Source organism: Pseudomonas sp. H9, from assembly GCF_004353925.1.
Taxonomy (GTDB): Bacteria; Pseudomonadota; Gammaproteobacteria; order Pseudomonadales; family Pseudomonadaceae; genus Aquipseudomonas.
This window is the reverse complement of sequence record NZ_SMOK01000026.1, coordinates 14,366-28,568: the sequence shown is the minus strand read 5'-3', so window position 1 is coordinate 28,568 and position 14,203 is coordinate 14,366. Positions and strand designations below refer to the sequence as shown.

11 protein-coding genes and 1 pseudogene are annotated in these 14,203 nt (G+C 61.4%); 7 read left to right on the top strand and 5 right to left on the bottom strand.

Annotation, left to right across the window (positions count from 1 at the left end; all coding sequences use genetic code 11):
* Nucleotides 1–354 precede the first annotated feature (354 nt).
* Both E1573_RS19920 and E1573_RS19915 read left to right on the top strand, forming a co-directional pair.
* Nucleotides 355–1,587, top strand: coding sequence for a molybdopterin-dependent oxidoreductase (locus E1573_RS19920; RefSeq protein ID WP_133216284.1), 1,233 nt, complete (start codon nucleotides 355–357; stop codon nucleotides 1,585–1,587).
* A gap of 10 nt (nucleotides 1,588–1,597) precedes the next feature.
* The gene (locus tag E1573_RS19915; protein WP_133216283.1) at nucleotides 1,598–2,224 is read left to right on the top strand and encodes a c-type cytochrome; all 627 of its coding nucleotides are present in this window, start codon (nucleotides 1,598–1,600) and stop codon (nucleotides 2,222–2,224) included.
* A 72-nt stretch (nucleotides 2,225–2,296) separates the two neighbouring features.
* Here E1573_RS19915 and E1573_RS19910 read toward each other — a convergent pair whose 3' ends face one another.
* Both E1573_RS19910 and cra read right to left on the bottom strand, forming a co-directional pair.
* Nucleotides 2,297–3,073 (bottom strand): TatD family hydrolase, encoded by a 777-nt coding sequence (locus tag E1573_RS19910; protein ID WP_133216282.1) that lies wholly within the window; start codon nucleotides 3,071–3,073, stop codon nucleotides 2,297–2,299.
* Between the two features lie 2 nt (nucleotides 3,074–3,075).
* A complete protein-coding gene (cra, locus tag E1573_RS19905; protein ID WP_133216281.1) occupies nucleotides 3,076–4,071 on the bottom strand; it encodes a catabolite repressor/activator in 996 nt (331 codons plus the stop codon).
* A gap of 283 nt (nucleotides 4,072–4,354) precedes the next feature.
* On the opposite strand from cra, the gene ptsP reads away from it, so the two are divergent.
* The 4 genes and pseudogenes from ptsP to E1573_RS27045 all read left to right on the top strand — a co-directional run.
* Nucleotides 4,355–7,213, top strand: a complete 2,859-nt coding sequence (gene ptsP, locus E1573_RS19900; RefSeq protein ID WP_133216280.1) for a phosphoenolpyruvate--protein phosphotransferase — start codon at nucleotides 4,355–4,357, stop codon at nucleotides 7,211–7,213.
* Nucleotides 7,214–8,164 (top strand): 1-phosphofructokinase, encoded by a 951-nt coding sequence (pfkB, locus tag E1573_RS19895; RefSeq protein ID WP_133216279.1) that lies wholly within the window; start codon nucleotides 7,214–7,216, stop codon nucleotides 8,162–8,164. It abuts the gene before it with no gap.
* Nucleotides 8,161–9,891, top strand: coding sequence for a PTS fructose-like transporter subunit IIB (locus tag E1573_RS19890; protein WP_133216278.1), 1,731 nt, complete (start codon nucleotides 8,161–8,163; stop codon nucleotides 9,889–9,891). The genes pfkB and E1573_RS19890 overlap by 4 nt, the downstream gene beginning before the upstream one ends.
* A gap of 106 nt (nucleotides 9,892–9,997) precedes the next feature.
* A pseudogene (locus E1573_RS27045) lies at nucleotides 9,998–10,114 on the top strand (hypothetical protein); the annotation flags it as partial.
* 95 nt (nucleotides 10,115–10,209) lie between these two features.
* On the opposite strand, the gene E1573_RS19885 reads toward E1573_RS27045, so the two are convergent.
* Nucleotides 10,210–10,431 (bottom strand): DUF3820 family protein, encoded by a 222-nt coding sequence (locus tag E1573_RS19885; RefSeq protein ID WP_133216277.1) that lies wholly within the window; start codon nucleotides 10,429–10,431, stop codon nucleotides 10,210–10,212.
* 202 nt (nucleotides 10,432–10,633) lie between these two features.
* On the opposite strand from E1573_RS19885, the gene E1573_RS19880 reads away from it, so the two are divergent.
* Nucleotides 10,634–11,110 (top strand): PA2169 family four-helix-bundle protein, encoded by a 477-nt coding sequence (locus E1573_RS19880; protein ID WP_133216276.1) that lies wholly within the window; start codon nucleotides 10,634–10,636, stop codon nucleotides 11,108–11,110.
* On the opposite strand, the gene E1573_RS19875 is transcribed toward E1573_RS19880, so the two are convergent.
* Nucleotides 11,107–12,600, bottom strand: a complete 1,494-nt coding sequence (locus E1573_RS19875; RefSeq protein ID WP_133216325.1) for a sensor domain-containing diguanylate cyclase — start codon at nucleotides 12,598–12,600, stop codon at nucleotides 11,107–11,109. The genes E1573_RS19880 and E1573_RS19875 overlap by 4 nt on opposite strands.
* A gap of 149 nt (nucleotides 12,601–12,749) precedes the next feature.
* The gene (locus tag E1573_RS19870; protein ID WP_133216275.1) at nucleotides 12,750–14,084 is read right to left on the bottom strand and encodes an OprD family porin; all 1,335 of its coding nucleotides are present in this window, start codon (nucleotides 14,082–14,084) and stop codon (nucleotides 12,750–12,752) included.
* Nucleotides 14,085–14,203: the final 119 nt, after the last annotated feature.

Below are 14,203 nucleotides of genomic sequence, written 5' to 3'. Positions count from 1 at the left end.
CACGTACAATCGCCATTAAAGCTGCACATGCTCACGGTGTATCGGCCTGTCAAAACCGGTCGTTGCAATTGGCAACAACAGGCCGAGACTAGAACCCAAGCGGGAACACTGCAATGCCTTGAAGGCGGCAAAAGTATGCTTGGGAAATGGACTACATGGAATCAGGAAAGTACGACAATCTCTGTAGGAGCGGGCTTGCCCCGCGATAGCGGTTTGTCAGTCAGATCGCATCGCGGGGCAAGCCCGCTCCTACCCGTGTCATCAATTGCTATGGCGCTGACGCTCAATGCGAAGCAAAGCAAACCTGCAGGTGACGATACTGAAAAGCTCAGACGTTATTGCAGGGAGCGTGTCATGAAGTTCAGGTTTATCGCCAACAGCAACCTAAGCCGCCGGCGTGTTCTGCGTGATGCGTTCACCCTGGCCGTTGTAGCCTCGCCGTTGGCAAGCCTGGCCGAAGAAAATGCCGAAGAAGTCACCTTCGCAGCAGGCCCGCGGCCACTGGTGCAATACCCTCAGAAGCGCCCGCTGACCTTGGTGACCACCCGCCCGCCGCACCTGGAAACACCGTTCTCGGTGTTCAATGAAGGGCCAATCACGGCCAATGACGCATTTTTTGTCCGCTACCACCTGGCTAACTTTCCTACCAGCATCGACCCAGACAGCTACCGCCTGACGGTCAAAGGCGTGGTCAATACACCGCTGTCGCTGTCGCTGGCAGAACTCAAGGCCCTCGCCGAACCCGTCGAGGTGGTGGCCGTCAACCAGTGTTCCGGCAACAGCCGTGGCTTTTCGATACCGCGGGTGTTCGGCGCGCAGTTGGGCCATGGCTCAATGGGCAATGCACGCTGGGTGGGGGTACCGCTCAAGGCGGTGCTGGAAAAAGCCGGGGTCAGCCCTGCAGCTCAGCAAGTAACGTTCCGTGGCCTCGACAAACCCGTGCTGGCAAGTACGCCCGAGTTCATCAAGGCCCTGGACATCAGCCATGCCATGAACGGCGAGCCGATGATCGCCTGGGCCATGAACGGTACCGACCTGCCATTTCTCAATGGGTACCCGATCCGTTTGGTGGTGCCGGGTTATTTCGGCACCTATTGGGTCAAGCACCTGAGCGAGATCGAAGTGCTGGACCACACCTACCAAGGCTTCTTCATGGCCAAGGGGTACCAGATTCCCGACAACGATTGTTTCTGTATCGCACCCGGCACTACGGCAGCGAAAACCCGGCCGATTTCCAAGTTACCGGTGCGTAGTTTTATCACCAGCGTCAAACACGGTGACGTGTTGCCACGTAACCAAAGCGTGATGCTCAAGGGCATTGCCTTCGATGGTGGCGCGGGCGTTAACAAGGTGGAGGTGTCGGTTGATGGCGGGCGGCGTTGGCGTGAGGCCACGCTGGGTGAGGACCTTGGGCGCTTCTCGTTCCGTGAGTGGACGTTACCGCTCACCTTTGACGCGAAAGGCGCTACCCAACTGATGGTGCGGGCCACTAATCAGGCGGGCGAAACACAGTCGCTGAAGGCCGACTGGAACCCCGGCGGCTATCGCCGCCATGTGGTCGAAACCACCCACGTCACCGTCGCCTGAGGAGGCCCGCATGAAACGTTTGACTACGTGGCTGTGCGCCGCTCAGTTGTTCGGAATTGCAGTAGTAGAGGCCGCGCCGCTGTCGATCACCTTGCCGCCTGAAACTGCAGTATTGAAGGCCAGTGAATTGCCGGGTTACGCCTTGGCCCAGCAAAAATGCTCCACCTGCCATTCTGCCGATTACATCAACTACCAGCCGCCGGGCATGAGCCTGGCGCAGTGGACCGGCGAAGCGGGCAAGATGCAGAAGGTGTATGGCGCGCCGATCAGCGATCAGGACGTGAGCGTTATTGGCGCCTACCTGGCGGCGACTTATGGCAGTGCCAAGGCCAGCGATGCCGATGTGCAGGCGGCTTCGTTCCCGTCGAAGCCGGCGCCAGATAAGCCAATGGATGGCATGGCCTTGCTGCAGAACAATGCCTGCCTGTCGTGTCATGCCGTTGACCACAAAGTGGTAGGGCCGGCGTATCACGAGGTGGCGGCCAAGTACGCCAATGATCCGCAGGCAGTGGCCAAGGTGACGTCGAGTATCGCGCAGGGCGGTTCGGGGAAGTGGGGGAATGTGCCGATGCCGCCGTTTGCTCAGTTGAGTCAGGAAGACTTGAAGGCTATGGCGACGTTTATTCTGCAGCAGTAGGAGCGGGCTTGCCCCGCGATAGCGGTTTGTCAGACAGATCGCTTCGCGGGGCAAGCCCGCTCCCACCGAGCGTTACCAGCCGAATAGCTCGCAGGTATTGCGTGTACTGGCTTCAGCCAGCTGCTCCACCTCAATCCCGATAATCGCTGCCAGCGCCGTCGCAATCTGCGGCAAATGCTCTGGGCTGTTGCGTTGCCCGGCATACATCACTGGGGCCATGTCGGGCGCATCGGTTTCCAGCACCACACTGTCCAGCGGCAGTTGCGGCAGCACTTTGTGCAAGCGCAAGGCCTGAGGCCAGGTGGCGGCGCCGCCAAGGCCAAGTTTGAAGCCGAGCTTGTGATACTCACGCGCTTCTTCAACGCTGCCAGCGAAGGCATGGATGATGCCGCCGCGTGGCAGTTTGAAGCGTTTGAGGGTGGCAATCACGGCAGCATGGCTGCGGCGCACGTGAAGCAGGGCCGGCAGGTTGAAATCGACGGCCAGTTGCAACTGGGCTTCGAAACACTGCTGCTGGCGTTCGCGGTCGAGTTCCGGCAGGTAGTAGTCCAGGCCGAATTCGCCCACCGCGCACAGTTGCCGATGGCCCTGCAGGCGGCTCAGCCAGTCGCCTAGTGCTTGCAGGTGCTGCGGCTGGTGCTGGTCGATGTACACCGGGTGCAGGCCGAAGGCGGCGTACAGCTGTGGGTCGCTTTGTACCAACTCCCACACCCGCTGCCAGTTGCTCTGGTACACGCCCAGCACCACCATGCGCTCGACACCCGCAGCCCTGGCGTTGGCCAGCAGGGCCGTACGATCAGGGTCGAAATCCGGAAAATCCAGATGGGTGTGGGTGTCGATCAGGCGCATGGTCAGGCCTTGATGATGCGCTGTTTGAAGGTTCGGCTTACGGCGTGCACGCCTGGTTCGTAGTGTTTTTCTTCAACGGCGGCCAGGGCCAGCTTGAGGGCAATTTCGGCCATCACGCCATGTTGCTGAGCCATGGCGTTGACCGGCAGTGGCAGGAAGTCGAGCAGTTGGTTGTCGCCGAAGGTGCCCAGTTGCAGGCTGCGCGAGTCTTCCGGGCGCGCTTGCAGTACGTCGAACACGCCTTGCAGCAGCACATAGGAGGTGGTGACCAGCGCATCCGGCAGGCCGCCCAGTTCGGCGATCAGTTCGTTCATCAGGCGCTGGCCGCATTCGCGGCTGAAGGCTTCGCCCTGGTAACGGCTGATTTTGCCGTTAAAGCCTTGCAGGGCGTCATCAAAGCCACCGGCGCGTGCCTGGCTGACGCTCAGCTCCGGGCGGGCGCCGATCAGGGCAATGTGCGCGGGTTGGGTGGCGAGCAGGCTGCGGGTCAGTTGCTGGCTGGCGTTACGGTCGTCGCTGACCACCGAGCAGAAATGCGCAGGGTCCAGGCTACGGTCGATGGCAATCACTGGCAGGCCCTTGGCTTGCAGTTCGCGATAGCTGTCGTCACCGGCAGGCAGGCAGCTGGCGACGAACAGCGCGTCGCAGCGGCGGGCACGGAACAGTTGCTGCAACTGGCGCTCGCTGTCGGGCTGGTCGTCGCTGCTGGCAATCAGCAGTTGATAACCCTTGGCCCGGGCACCTTGTTCCAGTTGCTTGGCAATGCGTGCGTAGCTGGGGTTTTCCAGGTCGGGGAGAATGAACCCCAGAGTCTTGGTGTGTCGGCTACGCAAGCCGGCCGCTTGTGGGTTGGGGGTAAAGCCATGGGCTTCCACCACCGCACGCACACGTTCCACCGTGCTGTTGCTGATGCGTTGCTGTTCGGCCTTGCCATTGATGACGTAGCTGGCAGTGGTCACGGACACACCGGCCAGACGCGCGATATCGCTGAGTTTCACCGCAATTTCCTTGTTATACCGGGGCTGTTTGCACAGCCTGACCGGGGATTGTCGCCGATTCTATGATCGAGTCGCAGACGACCATTGTCGCAATTGTCCGACAAGATGGGGCTTCATTGATCGAAGATTATCGAGTAACGTGCTCACAATTATAGGTTAAACGTTTCAGCAGGCGAATTTTCTGCCCAAGCAATGCCTGCCAAGGGTTAAGCGCAACTGGCCCTGTGCTGAATATTTCACAACAATACCTCAGTACCCACCTGGTGCTGTAAAGGAGAAGGTCATGCTCGAGCTCACTGTAGAGCAGATATCCATGGGCCAGTCGGCTGTGGATAAGGCAGCGGCGCTGCAGCTTCTGGCCGAGCATCTGGTCAATGACGGCCTGGTTGCCGACGGTTACCTGGCGGGCCTGCAGGCCCGTGAGGCACAGGGCTCGACCTTTCTTGGCCAGGGCATTGCCATTCCGCATGGCACCCCGCAAACCCGCGATCTGGTGTTCACCACTGGCGTGCGTTTGCTGCAGTTTCCCGAAGGTGTGGACTGGGGCGATGGCCAGCGCGTGTACCTGGCCATCGGCATCGCCGCGCGCTCCGACGAACACCTGCGTTTGCTGCAACTGCTGACCCGTGCGCTGGGCGAAACCGATCTGGCCGAGGCGTTGCGCCGGGCCAGTAGCGCTGAGGCGCTGCTCAAGTTGCTGCAAGGTGCCCCGCAGGAGCTGGCGCTGGATGCGCAAATGATCGGCTTGGGAGTTGCAGCTGAAGACTTCGACGAACTGGTCTGGCGCGCCGCGCGGTTGTTGCAGCGTGCCGACTGCGTCAGCGGTGGTTTTGCCGGGGTGTTGCAACAGGTGGAACCGCTGCCGTTGGGCGAAGGCTTATGGTGGCTGCACAGCGAGCAGGCCGTACGGCAGCCGGGGTTGGCCTTTGTCACCCCGCAGCAACCGCTGCGTTACCGTGATCAACCGCTGCTCGGCGTGTTCTGTTTGGCCAGCCTGGGCGCTGCTCATCAGGCGCTGCTTGAACGCCTGTGTACGCTACTGATCGAAGGCCGTGGCCAAGAGCTGTGCCGCGCCACCAGCAGCCGCACGGTGCTTGAGGTGTTGGGCGGCGAAGTACCAGCCGACTGGCCCAGCGTGCGTATCGGCCTGGCCAATGCCCACGGCTTGCATGCCCGGCCAGCCAAGGTGCTGGCGCAATTGGCTAAAGCCTTCGACGGTGAAGTCCGCTTGCGCGTGGTTGATAGCGGTCAGCCGGCGGTTTCCGCCAAGAGCTTGAGCAAGCTGCTTAGCCTCGGTGCCCGGCGTGGTCAGGTGCTGGAGATCATTGCCGAACCGAGTGTGGCCGCCGATGCGCTGCCGGCCATGCAGGCGGCGATCGAAGAAGGCCTGGGTGAAGAAATCGAGGCGTTGGCGGTGGTGCCCGAGGCGGCCCCTGAGCTGCTGCCAATGCCTGAGCTGCAGGCCCCTGTGGCCGGGGCAATCATTCAGGGTGTAGCTGCTGCGCCGGGTATCGCCAGCGGCCCGGCGCACGTTCAGGTGCAGCGTGAATTCGACTACGCGCTGCGCGGCGAGTCGCTGCCTGTTGAGCGCGCGCGTTTGCAGCAGGCACTGGCAACAGTGAATGCCGAGATCGAAGCGCTGATCCAGCGCAGCCAGGCCAAGGCTATTGGCGAGATTTTCATCACCCATCAGGAAATGCTCGCTGACCCTGACCTGGGCGACGAAGTCGATCAACGTCTGCGCCAGGGCGAAAGCGCGCCAGCGGCCTGGATGGCAGTGATCGACGCGGCGGCGCGGCAGCAGGAGGCGCTGCACGATGCTTTGCTCGCCGAGCGCGCTGCCGACTTGCGCGACATTGGTCGGCGAGTGCTCGCCCAACTGTGTGGTGAAGCCGACGTGCCAGCGCCTGAACAGCCTTATGTGTTGGTGATGGAGGAGGTGGGCCCGTCAGACGTCGCGCGCCTCGACCCGGCACGCGTTGCCGGTATCCTCACCGCGCGCGGTGGTGCTACGGCCCATAGCGCCATCGTGGCCCGTGCGCTGGGCATACCGGCGGTGGTCGGTGCCGGCGATGCGGTGTTGCTGATCGAGCCGGGCACATCGTTGTTGCTCGATGGCCAGCGCGGGCGCTTGCAGGTCGCGCCGCCAGCCGACGAGCTGCAGCGCGCCCTGGCGGAACGCGAACGCCGTGAACATCGCTTGCAGCAGGCTCGCGCTCATCGCCTGGAACCGGCCGTGACCCGAGACGGCCACGCCATCGAGGTGTGCGCCAATATTGGTGAAAGCAAAGGCATTGAGGCGGTGGTAGATCACGGTGCGGAAGGCGTCGGCCTGTTGCGCACTGAACTGATTTTCATGGCCCATCAACAGGCCCCGGACGAAGCTCTGCAAGAGGCCGAGTACCGTCGGGTGCTTGATGGCCTCGATGGGCGACCGTTGGTGGTGCGCACCCTCGATGTTGGTGGTGATAAGCCGCTGCCGTATTGGCCGATTGCCCAGGAAGAGAACCCGTTCCTCGGTGTGCGTGGCATTCGCCTGACCCTGCAACGCCCGCAGGTGATGGAAAGCCAACTGCGGGCCTTGTTGCGGGCGGCGGGTGATCGGCCGCTGCGCATCATGTTCCCGATGGTTGGCCAGCTTGAGGAGTGGCAGCAGGCGCGGGCCATGGTCGAGCGCCTGCGCGAAGAAATCAGCGCTACCGATGTGCAAGTGGGCATTATGGTCGAGGTACCTTCGGCGGCGTTGCTGGCCCCGGTGCTGGCGCGTGAAGTGGATTTCTTCAGCATTGGTACCAACGACCTGACCCAGTACACCTTGGCCATCGACCGTGGTCATCCGAGCCTGTCGGCCCAGGCCGATGGCCTGCACCCGGCGGTGTTGCAACTGATCGACATGACCGTTCGCGCCGCCCATGCCCACGGCAAATGGGTGGGCGTGTGTGGCGAGCTGGCGGCTGATCCGCAGGCGGTTGCGGTGTTGTTGGGGTTGGGCGTGGATGAACTGAGCGTGGCGGCGCGCAGCATTGCCGAGGTCAAAGCCCAGGTGCGAGAACTGAATTATGAACACGCCCGGCAGCTTGCCCAGCAAGCGCTGTTGCAGGGCAGTGCCAGCGCGGTACGGGCGCTGGTGGAGAACGATTGAATGGCCAAGATACTCACCCTTACCCTCAACCCGGCACTGGACCTGACCGTCAGCCTCGATGCGTTGCATAGCGGCCAGGTGAACCGTAGTCAGGCTCAGCACAGCCACGCGGCGGGAAAGGGCCTGAATGTGGCGCAGGTGCTGGCTGACCTTGGCCATCAAGTGACCGTTGGCGGTTTTCTCGGTGCCGACAATCTGCAGCCGTTCGAGGCCCTGATCGCCCGGCGTGGCTTTGCCGATTGCTTTGTGCGCGTGCCCGGCGAAACCCGTTGCAACATCAAACTGGTGGAAGCCGATGGCCGAGTGACCGACATCAACGGGCCGGGCCCGGTGGTGGATGAGCAGGCCTGTGAGCAACTGCTGGCCAAGCTGGCGCATGTTGCGCCGGGGCACGATGCGGTGGTGGTGGCCGGCAGCCTGCCGCGTGGCCTCAGCCCGCAGTGGTTGCAGCAATTGCTGGAGCAGCTCAAAGGCATGGGTTTGAAGGTCGCGCTGGATAGCAGCGGTGAGGCCCTGCGTGCCGGGCTGCAAAGCGGCCCCTGGCTGGTCAAGCCCAATACCGATGAGCTGGGCGAAGTGTTGGGCAGCAGCGTGCACGGGTTTGCCGAGCAACAAGCGGCTGCTAATCAACTGATCGCCCAAGGCGTGGAGCATGTGGTGGTGTCTCAGGGCGAGCAGGGGGTCACCTGGTTCCAGCAAGGGCGTGCGCTCAGCGCCGTACCGCCGACGGTCAAAGTGGCTAGCACCGTCGGTGCGGGTGACTCGTTGCTGGCCGGTATGGTGCACGGCTTGCTCACGGCTGCGGCCGCCGCACACACCTTGCGCCTGGCTACCGCCATTGCCGCTCAGGCAGTGACTCAGATCGGTTTTGGCATTAACGACCGGGCCCAGCTCGCGCAACTGCAACACGACGTGCGCCTGAGCGAAGCACAACAAGAGGGTTGCAGATGAATATTGCCATCGTCACCGCCTGCCCCAACGGCCAGGTCTCCAGTGTGCTCAGTGCGCGTTTGCTGGAGGCCGCTGCGCAGCGTTTGGGCTGGAGCACCAGTGTTGAAGTGCATGATCCGCAGCAACCTCAGCGGCAATTGTCGGCGGCGGTGATCGCAGCGGCCGATTGGGTGCTGGTGGTCAGCACTGGCCCTCTGGACTTGCAGCGTTTTGCCGGTAAGCGCCTGTTCCAGAGCACGCCGGCCCAGGCCTTGAGCGATGTTCAGCACTTTCTCTCGCAAGCGGCGGTGCAGGCTCAGGTGTATCAGCCTGCTGTGCAGGTGGAGCCGCCACCCGTTGAGCGCAGTGGCAAAATCGTCGCCATCACTGCCTGTCCGACTGGTGTCGCACACACCTTCATGGCTGCCGAAGCCTTGCAGCAGGCTGCGCAGCAATTGGGCTACCAGCTCACGGTGGAGACGCAGGGCTCGGTGGGGGCGCGTAACCCTCTGTCGCCTGCGGCCATTGCCGAAGCGGATGTAGTGCTGCTCGCTGCCGATATCGAAGTGCCGACCGAGCGTTTTGCTGGCAAGCGTATCTATCGCTGCGGCACCGGCATCGCCCTGAAGCAGGCCCAGGCCACCTTGAACAAGGCGCTGGCGGAAGGGCGCGAGGAGTCCGCCGCACAAAGCACCACCGCCAGTACCGGCACTGGCGAGAAAACCGGGGTGTACAAGCACCTGCTCACCGGCGTGTCGTTCATGTTGCCGATGGTGGTGGCTGGCGGTTTGCTGATCGCCTTGTCGTTCGTATTCGGCATTGAAGCGTTCAAAGAGCCCGGCACCTTGCCGGCGGCTTTGATGCAGATCGGTGGTGAGGCGGCGTTCAAACTCATGGTGCCGCTGCTGGCCGGGTACATCGCCTACTCAATTGCCGACCGCCCAGGGCTGGCGCCGGGCATGATCGGGGGCTTGCTGGCCAGTACCCTCGGTGCGGGGTTCATTGGCGGCATCGTCGCGGGCTTTCTGGCCGGTTACAGCGCCAAGGCCATCAGCCGTTGGGTGCGCTTGCCCAGTAGTCTGGAAGCGCTTAAGCCGATCTTGATCATTCCGTTGCTGGCCAGTTTGTTCACCGGCTTGGTGATGATTTATGTGGTTGGTCAGCCGGTGGCGAGCATGTTGGCCGGGCTCACGCATTTTCTCGACAGCATGGGTACCACCAATGCGATTCTGCTTGGCGTGTTGCTGGGTGGGATGATGTGCGTCGACCTTGGCGGGCCGATCAACAAGGCGGCCTATGCGTTCTCGGTGGGCCTGCTGGCGTCGCAGAGCTACGCGCCTATGGCCGCAACCATGGCGGCCGGGATGGTGCCGCCGATTGGCCTGGGTATCGCTAGTGTCATCGCCCGGCGCAAGTTCGCCCAGAGCGAGCGCGAGGCGGGTAAAGCTGCGTTTGTGCTGGGCTTGTGCTTCATTTCCGAGGGCGCGATTCCGTTTGCTGCCAAAGATCCGCTACGGGTGATTCCGGCGAGCATTGCTGGCGGAGCATTGACCGGGGCGCTTTCGATGTACTTCGGCTGCAAGCTGATGGCACCGCATGGCGGGCTGTTTGTCATGCTCATCCCCAATGCGATCAACCATGCCTTGCTGTACCTGTTGGCGATTGTCGCGGGCAGCCTGCTGACGGCAGTGGTGTATGCCGTGCTCAAACGCAGCGAAGTACAAGAGCTGGCCGTACAGCCTGGGTAAACACATTAACGGTGGGAGCGGGCTTGCCCCGCGATGCGGTGTGTCAGGTAAAACGCGAATCGCGGGGCAAGCCCGCTCCTACAATTTCCGAGGGCGCGATTCCGTTTCGATGTACTTCGGCTGCAAGCTGAAGGCACCGCATGGCGGGCTGTTTGTCATGCTCATCCCCAATGCGATCAACCATGCCTTGCTGTACCTGTTGGCGATTGTCGCGGGCAGCCTGGGTAAACACATAAACTGTGGGAGCGAGCTTGCCCCGCGATGCGGTGTGTCAGGTAAAACGCGAATCGCGGGGCAAGCCCGCTCCTACAGGCGGGATCAGGTTCTGTGTTTTTGGCGTAGGGGCACCAACAGGTCGCCGAGGCCGTTGTGGTCGATCTCGTGCATCAGGGCCAACAGGCCGCCCAGTTCCCCCTTGGGAAACCCCTGACGGGCAAACCAGGCCAGGTAGTGGCCGGGCAGGTCGGCAATCAGCCGGCCCTGGTATTTGCCGAAGGGCATTTGACGGGTAACCAGCAGTTCAAGTGTCTCGGGGTTCATGCGCTGTGATTCTCAAAAGGATGCCCCGAACATACATGCAATCTGCATGAAGGCCAAAGGGCAGTTCATGCAGAACGCTCGGGTTTTGATAGTTCAATTATTTTTAAGTCATTGAAAATAAACAAAATATACTTCGTCAAACGGCTGGCACGAACCCTGCTCCGTATTCCTGCATGTTTTCTCGTGCAAAGGAGTAAGTGTCATGACCAGCCCCAACAAAGACGCTGTTTCGGTACTCAATGATCTGATCGAATTCAGCAAAGATGGCGAGAAGGGTTTCAAAACCTCAGCTGAGGATGTGAAGAACCCCGAGCTGAAAAGCTACTTCCTCAAACGTTCGGGTGAGTGCGGCAGCGCTGCTGCTGAGCTGCAACACCATGTACGGGCTTTGGGCGGTGATCCAGAAACCTCTACCAGTGTCAGCGGTGACCTGCACCGCAAATGGGTCGACCTCAAGTCGATGCTGACCGGCAAGGATGAAGAGGCGGTGCTCAATGAGGTGGAGCGCGGCGAAGACCACGCCTTGAAGGCCTATAAGCATGCGCTGGAGAAACTCACCAAGCTCAACCTGGCGCCGGGCAGTGAAGTCTATGCCTTGGTCGAGCGTCAGTACCACGGTGTGCAGCGCAATCATGATCAGGTCAAAGCGTTGCGCAACACGGCCCGCGCGCGTTCTTAAACCGCCGTTTCCACGCGGTTGCGGCCATTGCGCTTGGCACAGTAAAGCGCTTCGTCTGCATTGCCCAGCAAGGTCGCCAGGTCTTGCTGGGTGTTGGGTATGTAGCAGCCGATGCCGATACTGACGGTGACCGGCGCGGTGTCATCGCCGAACAGCGGTAGGGCTTCGACGCTGCGTCGAATGCGTTCGGCCAGCACCTGTGCGCCTTGGCGTTCGGTTTCTGGCAACACCACCAGAAACTCCTCGCCACCGTAACGCGCAGCCAGGTCTGCCGGGCGGCGGATGCTGCGCCCGATCGCACTCGCCACCTGACGCAACGCATCGTCACCACCCTGGTGGCCATGCCGCTCGTTGAACGCTTTGAAGTGGTCGACATCCACCATCAACACCGCCAGCGGACGCTGGGTGCGTTGTGCCCGCGACCATTCGCGGCGCAGCACTTGATCGAGCTGGCGGCGGTTGGCAAGGCCGGTGAGGCTGTCGGTGGCAGCCAGTTCTGCCAGGTCTTGCTCGGCGCAGTGGCGACGGCGCAGTTCGCGGCCCAGCAGCAAGGTTAGCCAGAGAATGCCCACGCACAGCACACCCGTTGCGCCGCCAACCCATAAGGCTGTGCGCCGCCAGGCCTCGAAGACTTCATCGGCGGAGCGCGCCACCACCACGATCAGCGGCAAGTCGCCCACGCGGGCAAAGGTGTAAAGCCTGGGCTTGCCGGTGCGCCCGGAGAAACTGGCAAAGCTGCCGCTGCCAGCAGCGATCAGGCGCTTGAAGTTGGGGCTGTCGGCGTAGTTGTTGCCGATCAGCGCATCGTCGCCGAGGTTGGTTTGCCGTGCCAGCAACACGCCGTCGGTGTTCATCAGGTTGATGCTGCTTTCGTTACCGATGTCCAGGCGCTTGAACAGGTCGGTGAAATAGGACAGACGCAGCGCACCCGCAGCCACCCCGGCGAACTCGCCGTTGGCGTCGGAGATTCTTCGGGTAAAGCTGATGCACCAGTCCAGATCGCCCAGCCGGGCTTTGAACGGCGGGCTGATCACCAGGCCCAGATCAGCGTGCTGACGATGGGCCTGGAATATTTTGCTGTCGGAGAAATTGGCCTGGCGCGGCGCAATGCTGGTGGAGTCGGCTACCACGTTGCCTTGAGCATCCAACCACAGCATGTCGCCACGCACCGGCATGGTGAACGCCTGATTGAACAGCATCTTTTGCCGCAGCGCCGGAGACAGAGTATTCAGGTCGGGCTGTTGCACGGCCCAGATCAGTTCGCGCAATGACAGGTCGTAGAGTTCGACATTGCGCTGAATGTCGCTGTCGATCAGTTGCACGATGTTGCTCGCCGCACGGCTGGCGCTTTGCTCGACGTTACTGCGCTCGCGCAGCAGCAGGAAGCTGACGATGGCAACAATCGCGAGCACTGCAAGGCAACTGCCCAGGTTCAGGATCAGCTCCGGATGAGACTTGTACAGTGCAGATCGTTTGGATCGAGAGGGCAAAGTCATGGTCGCTGCAGCGGGAGACCCTTAATAGAGTAGCGGCGCAGGTGCGCGGCGGCGGTATTTTAGGGGGCTCAGGATTGTCGGACAAGGACTTTGGTCGGGGCGTGGGAGAGCTGGCGAGTTCGCCAGCTCTGATACTGCGGGGATCAGAAGATGTTCAGCGGGTAGTCGATAATTACCCGGTACTCATCGACATCGTTGTCGATCTGCGAGTAACCCTGGCTGCCACGGTGGCTGGCCCAGCGCAGCAACACCGAGAGGTCTTTGAACGTACCTTCCTGGAACACGTACTGCAGGTCGAAATCGCGCTCCCAGTGCTGGGCGTTCTCGCCTTCGGGGTTATACCAGTGCTCGCCGTAGCCAACGCTGTTGGGGTCAACCTTGGTCAAATCCAGCTCACCGCGCGAGTAGGAGATGATCGAGGTCAGGCCGGGGATGCCTTGGCCGGCGAAATCGTAGGCGTATTTAAGTTTCCACGAACGCTCGTTAGGGCCGTTGAAGTCCGAGTACATCTGCGAGTTGTCCAGGTAAACGCTGTCGCCCTGGTTGATGTAGTCGAACGGCGTGTTGCCGTTGACCCGCTGGTACACCGCAGTGAGGCTGTTGTAGCCGACGTTGACGGTGAAGTGCAGGCTGTAGGTGTTGTTGTCGATGTTGCCGAGCAGTGCCTGGCCGGTGTCCTGGGTGTGGTAGAAGTGCAGGCCCGGGTTGAGGCTGACCAGGTCGTTCACCTTGTAGGTGTAGTCGAGGTCAAAGTAGTACTGGTTCCAGATGTCTTTAAGTTCGGATGCGTACAGGCTCGAGGTCAGGTTCGGCACGCCGCTCCAGGCCATGCCGGCCCAGTTCAGGTGGCGGCTTTCGCGGCCCTCTGGCAGCGCGCCGTAGAAGGTGTCGATACGGCGGTGGCCGCTCTGGTTGTAAGGCTTGGTGAAGCTGGCTTGACCGCCTTCGAGCATCAGGCCTTCGATGCTGTTGTTGGTCAGGCTTACGCCACGGAAGGTTTGCGGCAACATGCGCGACTCACCACCGGCGATCACCGGGTTGGTCAGAAACAGGTCGCCGGCCTTGAGTTCGGTGTCGAAGGCCTTGAGCTTGATAGCGGCACCGGCGGTCGAGAACGAGTCGGGGGCTTTGCCTGGCTCGCCATCGCCCTGGGTGTTGATCGGCAGAATACTGCTGCCGGAGGTACCGGCGCCGCCGTCGAGTTTCAAGCCGAGCATGCCATGCACATCCAGACCGAAGCCGACGGTGCCCTGGGTGTAGCCCGATTCAAACTTGCCGAGAAAACCCTGTCCCCATTCCCGGTTGTCGTTCACGCCGCGGTTCAACTGGTTGCGGTTGAGGTAGTAGTTGCGCGCGTGCACATTCAGGCTGGACCCTTCGATAAAACCTTCGGCCTTTTCCTCGTCGGCCTGGGCGTTGAAGGGGATCGTTGCAGCCAGTGCAACGAACAGGGGAGTGAAGCGTAAAGCAGTGTTCACCGTGGGTACTCCTTGAGGTGAAAGTAAGGCAATTTTTATTGTGCGAAAACTGATCTTGTTATGAATTAACAAAGCTGCCGACCGGCACTTTTTCGACACACGAAAAAAAGCCGCTAATA

Bases quoted from the DNA above. Each gene is read 5' to 3' on its own strand.
- E1573_RS19920 (WP_133216284.1), top strand. From the start codon at position 355: ATGAAGTTCAGGTTTATCGCCAACAGCAACCTAAGCCGCCGGCGTGTT.
- E1573_RS19915 (WP_133216283.1), top strand. From the start codon at position 1,598: ATGAAACGTTTGACTACGTGGCTGTGCGCCGCTCAGTTGTTCGGAATT.
- E1573_RS19910 (WP_133216282.1), bottom strand. From the start codon at position 3,073: ATGCGCCTGATCGACACCCACACCCATCTGGATTTTCCGGATTTCGAC.
- ptsP (WP_133216280.1), top strand. From the start codon at position 4,355: ATGCTCGAGCTCACTGTAGAGCAGATATCCATGGGCCAGTCGGCTGTG.
- pfkB (WP_133216279.1), top strand. From the start codon at position 7,214: ATGGCCAAGATACTCACCCTTACCCTCAACCCGGCACTGGACCTGACC.
- E1573_RS19890 (WP_133216278.1), top strand. From the start codon at position 8,161: ATGAATATTGCCATCGTCACCGCCTGCCCCAACGGCCAGGTCTCCAGT.
- E1573_RS19885 (WP_133216277.1), bottom strand. From the start codon at position 10,431: ATGAACCCCGAGACACTTGAACTGCTGGTTACCCGTCAAATGCCCTTC.
- E1573_RS19880 (WP_133216276.1), top strand. From the start codon at position 10,634: ATGACCAGCCCCAACAAAGACGCTGTTTCGGTACTCAATGATCTGATC.